General features: G+C 68.0%; 6 protein-coding genes. 3 read left to right on the forward strand and 3 right to left on the reverse strand.

Annotated features, from left to right (window positions below; translation table 11 throughout):
* The 3 genes from PHQ87_RS09825 to PHQ87_RS09835 all read left to right on the forward strand — a co-directional run.
* Positions 1-933 (forward strand): benzoate/H(+) symporter BenE family transporter (locus tag PHQ87_RS09825; RefSeq protein ID WP_300233463.1); only part of this gene is annotated, 933 nt, incomplete at its 5' end.
* Positions 930-1,877 carry a glutathione synthase gene (gene gshB / locus PHQ87_RS09830; protein ID WP_300233465.1) on the forward strand — a complete coding sequence of 316 codons (948 nt, stop codon included), beginning with the start codon at positions 930-932 and terminating at the stop codon, positions 1,875-1,877. The genes PHQ87_RS09825 and gshB, both read left to right, overlap by 4 nt.
* Before the next feature lie 151 nt (positions 1,878-2,028).
* Positions 2,029-2,577: a hypothetical protein gene (locus tag PHQ87_RS09835; protein WP_300233466.1), complete on the forward strand. Its 549-nt coding sequence runs from the start codon at positions 2,029-2,031 to the stop codon at positions 2,575-2,577.
* A gap of 34 nt (positions 2,578-2,611) precedes the next feature.
* Here the strand turns inward: PHQ87_RS09835 and PHQ87_RS09840 are convergent, their stop codons facing one another.
* The 3 genes from PHQ87_RS09840 to PHQ87_RS09850 all read right to left on the reverse strand — a co-directional run.
* Positions 2,612-2,944, reverse strand: a complete 333-nt coding sequence (locus PHQ87_RS09840) for an SMR family transporter (RefSeq protein WP_300233468.1) — start codon at positions 2,942-2,944, stop codon at positions 2,612-2,614.
* 4 nt (positions 2,945-2,948) lie between these two features.
* Complete coding sequence (locus PHQ87_RS09845) at positions 2,949-3,776, reverse strand: ABC transporter permease (protein WP_300233470.1); 828 nt, start codon at positions 3,774-3,776, stop codon at positions 2,949-2,951.
* A 3-nt stretch (positions 3,777-3,779) separates the two neighbouring features.
* Positions 3,780-4,446 (reverse strand): ABC transporter ATP-binding protein (locus PHQ87_RS09850; RefSeq protein WP_300233472.1); only part of this gene is annotated, 667 nt, incomplete at its 5' end.

The raw sequence follows: 4,446 nt of genomic DNA on the forward strand, positions 1-4,446 counted from the left end.
GGGCTGGCGGGGGGCTTCGGCATGGGCGAGGCGGTGGGGGCCTTCATGGCCTGCGCGGTGCTGATCATCCTCTCGGGTGCGACCGGCTGGTTCGAGCGCATCATGAACCGCATCCCAATGGCCATCGCCTCGGCGCTGCTGGCCGGGGTGCTGGCGCGCTTCGGGCTGCAGGCCTTTGCCGCGGCGCAGACGGCACTGCCGCTGGTGCTGGTCATGCTGCTGGCCTATCTGCTCGGGCGGCGCATGGCGCCGCGCTATGCGGTGCCGCTGACGCTGGGCGCGGCGGTGGTGTATGTGCTGGCGCGCGGGCAACTGCACACCGAGGCGCTCACGCTCGAATGGGCGCGCCCGGTGTTCACGGCGCCGGTCTTCAGCTTCGGTGCGTTCGTCAGCCTCGCGCTGCCGCTGTTCGTGGTGACCATGGCCTCGCAGAACCTGCCGGGTGTGGCGGCCATCCGGGCAGCGGGCTACCGCATGCCGATCTCGCGCATCATCACGACAACCGGCGTGGCCACGCTGCTGCTGGCGCCCTTCGGCGGCTACGCGCTCAATCTGAGCGCCATCACCGCCGCCATCTGCATGGGCGAGGAGGCCCATCCGGACAAGGACAAGCGCTATTCCGCCGCCGTGGTCTGCGGCGCCCTGTACGTCGCCATCGGCCTGGTGGGCGCGGCCGTCACGGGCGTGCTGCTGGCCTTTCCCAGGGAACTGGTGGCGGCCATTGCCGGGCTGGCGCTGCTGGGCAGCATCGGTGGCGGCCTGCACGCCGCGCTCAAGGACGACGGCCACCGCGAGGCCGCGCTCATCACCTTTCTCGTCACCCTCAGCGGCGTTGTCGTCGCCGGTATCGGCTCCGCCTTCTGGGGCGTCGTCGCCGGCGCCCTGGCGCTGTTTGTGCAACAGTACGGGACTGCCAAGTCCAAGCACCCATGAACATTCTTTTTGTCGCCGACCCGATCGAGTCCTTCAAGATCTACAAGGACACCACCTTCGCCATGATGCGCGAGCTGCAAAAGCGCGGCCATCGCGTGGCCAGCACCGAGCCGCGCTTCATGCGCTGGCGCAGCGGCCAGCCGGTGACCGCGCAGGTGCGCCAGCTGCAGCTCACGGGCCATGCCGACGAGTGGTACAAGGTCATGTCCGAGTCGCTGGAGCCGGTGCACACGTTCGACGCCGTGATCATGCGCAAGGACCCGCCATTCGACAGCGAGTTCTTCTACGCGACGCACATGCTGGAGCAGGCCGAGCGCGAGGGCGCACGCGTGTTCAACCGTCCGCGCGCGCTGCGCGATCACCCCGAAAAGCTCGCGCTGATGGAGTTCGCCGACCACGCGCCGCCCACGCTGGTGACGCGCAACGCCAACGACCTGCGCGCCTTCCACGCCGAGCACCGCGACATCATCCTCAAGCCACTGGATGGCATGGGCGGCATGGGCATCTTCCGTGTCGGTGCCGATGGCATGAACCTGGGCTCCATCATCGAGACGCTCAACCAGGGCGGCGCCACCAGCGTCATGGCGCAGGCCTACCTGCCCGAGATCGCGCTGGGTGACAAGCGGCTGCTGCTCATTGGCGGCCAGGTGGCGCCCTACGTGCTGGCGCGCATCCCGCAGGGCAACGAGGTGCGCGGCAACCTGGCCGCCGGCGGCAAAGGCGTGGCCCAGCCGCTGCAGGACGCCGACCGCGCCGTGGCCGAGGCCATCGCGCCCGTGCTGGCCAGTCGTGGCCTGCTGCTGGTGGGTCTGGACATGATCGGCAACAAGGTCACCGAGATCAACGTCACCAGCCCGACGTGCTTTCAGGAGATCACCGACCAGACCGGCTTCGACGTGCCCGCCATGTTCGTCGACGCGCTGGAGGCGGCGCTCGCCGCCTGACGGTCGTCCTGAGGGGACGAGCGGTACCGGTCATCTAGAAAACCCGGATTTTCCGGGCGGGGGGTGATTCGCACAATGGTCGGCAGCCATCTCGACGAATGCCTGCGAGGTGTTCGCTGGTGGAGGACTGGCCGAATATGGATGGATGACCATGAGTGCGACGATCGATTTCACCAGTGCGGCTTTTGCCAAAACGGAAACCGGCCAGCAGGAGATCCAGCGCCGATCCCTGGGCTTGTCGCCCCTGGTGCGGCGCATCCTCGTGCTGGTGGATGGCCAACGCTGTGGCAAGGATCTGGCCACCTTCGCGGCGGGGGGCGATATCGACGCCATCCTGGAAGAGCTGGTCGACAAGGGCTGCATCGAAGCCCGGCCACGCGAAAAGCGGGAAAAGACCGAAGCCGGCGCGGCGCCGGCTGCGGGCGCCCCCGGGCAAGGGGCGACCTTCCTGGCGAGATTGCCGGCCTCTGCCGAGCGCACGCCGGCGCAGAATGACATGGCCCGCCATTTCATGATCAACACGGTCAACGCCATCTTCGGGCAACACACCCGTGTCTCGCTGGTGGAGGGCATCGCCCTGGCGCAGGGTACCGACGCCTTGCGGCAGGCCTACCTGTCCTGGGAGGAGGCCATGCTCGGCAGCCGCACGGGCCACAAGCGTCTGCCAGAGTTTCACAGCAAGCTGCTGAACGTTCTCTGACCCCCGCCGGCGCGCCCTGTGCGCGTCTTCTGCGTCAGTGCGGGGCCGTGCGCGAGAACAGGTTGAGCACCAGCACGCCGGCCACGATCAGGGCCATGCCGATGAGGCCGGCCAGGTCGATTGCCTGGCCGTACACCACCCAGGCCACCAGCGTGATGAGCACGATGCCCAGGCCCGACCAGACGGCGTAGGCCACGCCCACGGGGATGGTGCGCAGCACCAGCGACAGGCAGTAGAAAGCCACCGCGTAACCGGCAATCACCAGGGCCGAGGGCACGGGCCGCGTGAAGCCCTCGCTGGCCTTGAGCGCGCTCGTGCCCACCACTTCGGCCACGATGGCCAGGCCCAGTGCAATCCAGCCGTTCATGGCCTCACAGCTTCTCCGTTTCGCCTGCCTTGGGTTGCCAGGTCATCAGGCGCCGCTCGATCACGCCCACCAGCGCGTCGATCACGAGCGCGAAGGTGGTCAGCACCAGGATGCCGGCCATCACCGTGTTGATGTCGAAGCTGCCCTCGGCCTGCAGGATCAGGTAGCCCACGCCCTGCGAGGAGCCCAGGTACTCGCCCACGACGGCACCCACGAAGGCCAGGCCCACCGAGGTGTGCAGCGAGCTGAACACCCAGCTCGTGGCGCTGGGCAGATAGACGTGGCGCAGCAATTGCTTCTGGCTGGCGCCGAGCATGCGTGCGTTGGCCAGCACCACGGGGCTGACCTCCTTGACGCCCTGATAGACGTTGAAGAACACGATGAAGAACACCAGGGTCACGCCCAGCGCCACCTTGGAGCCCATGCCCAGGCCGAACCAGACGGCGAAAATCGGCGCCAGGATGATGCGCGGCATCGAGTTCAGGGCCTTGATGTACGGCTCCAGGATGGCCGAGGCCATGGGCGAGAGCGCCAGCCACAGGCCGCAGGCCAGCCCGCCGACGGCGCCGATGGCAAAGGCCATCACCGTCTCGGCCAGCGTCACCCACAGGTGGATGTAGATGTCGGCGTCGGTGACGAACCAGTCCCAGATGCGTTCGAAGATGCGCACCGGCTCGCCGAAGAAGAAGGCAGCCTGGCGGTCGTTGTCGAACATGAACGGCGGGATCAGGCCTGGCTTGGTCATCACGTGCCAGAACACGAACATCAGCACCAGCAGGCCGAGCTGCCACAGACGCAGCGTGGCCGGACGGGGTTTGATCAGCTTCCACATGGCTCAGGCGGCTTTTTCGAGTTGTTGCTGGTAGCCCTTGAGGACTTCCTCGCGCAGCACGCCCCAGATGGCGGCGTGCAACTCCAGGAAGCGCGGCGTGGCCTTGACCTCCGCCACGTCGCGCGGGCGCGGGATGTCGATGGCGAACTCGCCGATCGGGCGCGAGGCCGGGCCGGCGCTCATGATGACCACGCGGTCGCTCATGGCGATGGCCTCGTCCAGGTCGTGGGTGATGAACAGCACGGCCTTCCGGCCCGAGCCCCCTTGCGCTTCGCGCTGTCCCCCCAGGGGGGAGCGCGTCGAGCTTGGGGCGGCCCGGCGCTCGCCGCCCTGCCAGAGGTCGAGCACCTCGTTTTCCATCAACTGGCGCGTCTGGATGTCCAACGCCGAGAAGGGCTCGTCCATGAGGATGATGTCCGGGTCCATCACCAGGGTCTGGGCCAGGCTGGCGCGTTTGCGCATGCCGCCGCTCATCTGGTGCGGGTAACGGTCGCCGAAGCCGCCCAGGCCGACGCGGCGCAGCCAGTCCTCGGCCTGCGCGCGCGCCTCGCGATCAGGGACGCCGCGGAACTGCAGCCCGGCCATCACGTTCTGCAGCGCCGTGCGCCAGGGCATCAGGCTCTCGGCCTGGAACATGTAGCCCGCACGGGTGTTGATGCCCGCCAGCGGC

This window comes from Hydrogenophaga sp. (assembly GCF_028698005.1).
Taxonomy (GTDB): Bacteria; Pseudomonadota; Gammaproteobacteria; order Burkholderiales; family Burkholderiaceae_C; genus Hydrogenophaga.

What these genes read in the sequence shown, in the direction of transcription:
- gshB (WP_300233465.1), top strand. Translation starts at nt 930, where the DNA reads ATGAACATTCTTTTTGTCGCCGACCCGATCGAGTCCTTCAAGATCTAC.
- PHQ87_RS09835 (WP_300233466.1), top strand. Translation starts at nt 2,029, where the DNA reads ATGAGTGCGACGATCGATTTCACCAGTGCGGCTTTTGCCAAAACGGAA.
- PHQ87_RS09840 (WP_300233468.1), bottom strand. Translation starts at nt 2,944, where the DNA reads ATGAACGGCTGGATTGCACTGGGCCTGGCCATCGTGGCCGAAGTGGTG.
- PHQ87_RS09845 (WP_300233470.1), bottom strand. Translation starts at nt 3,776, where the DNA reads ATGTGGAAGCTGATCAAACCCCGTCCGGCCACGCTGCGTCTGTGGCAG.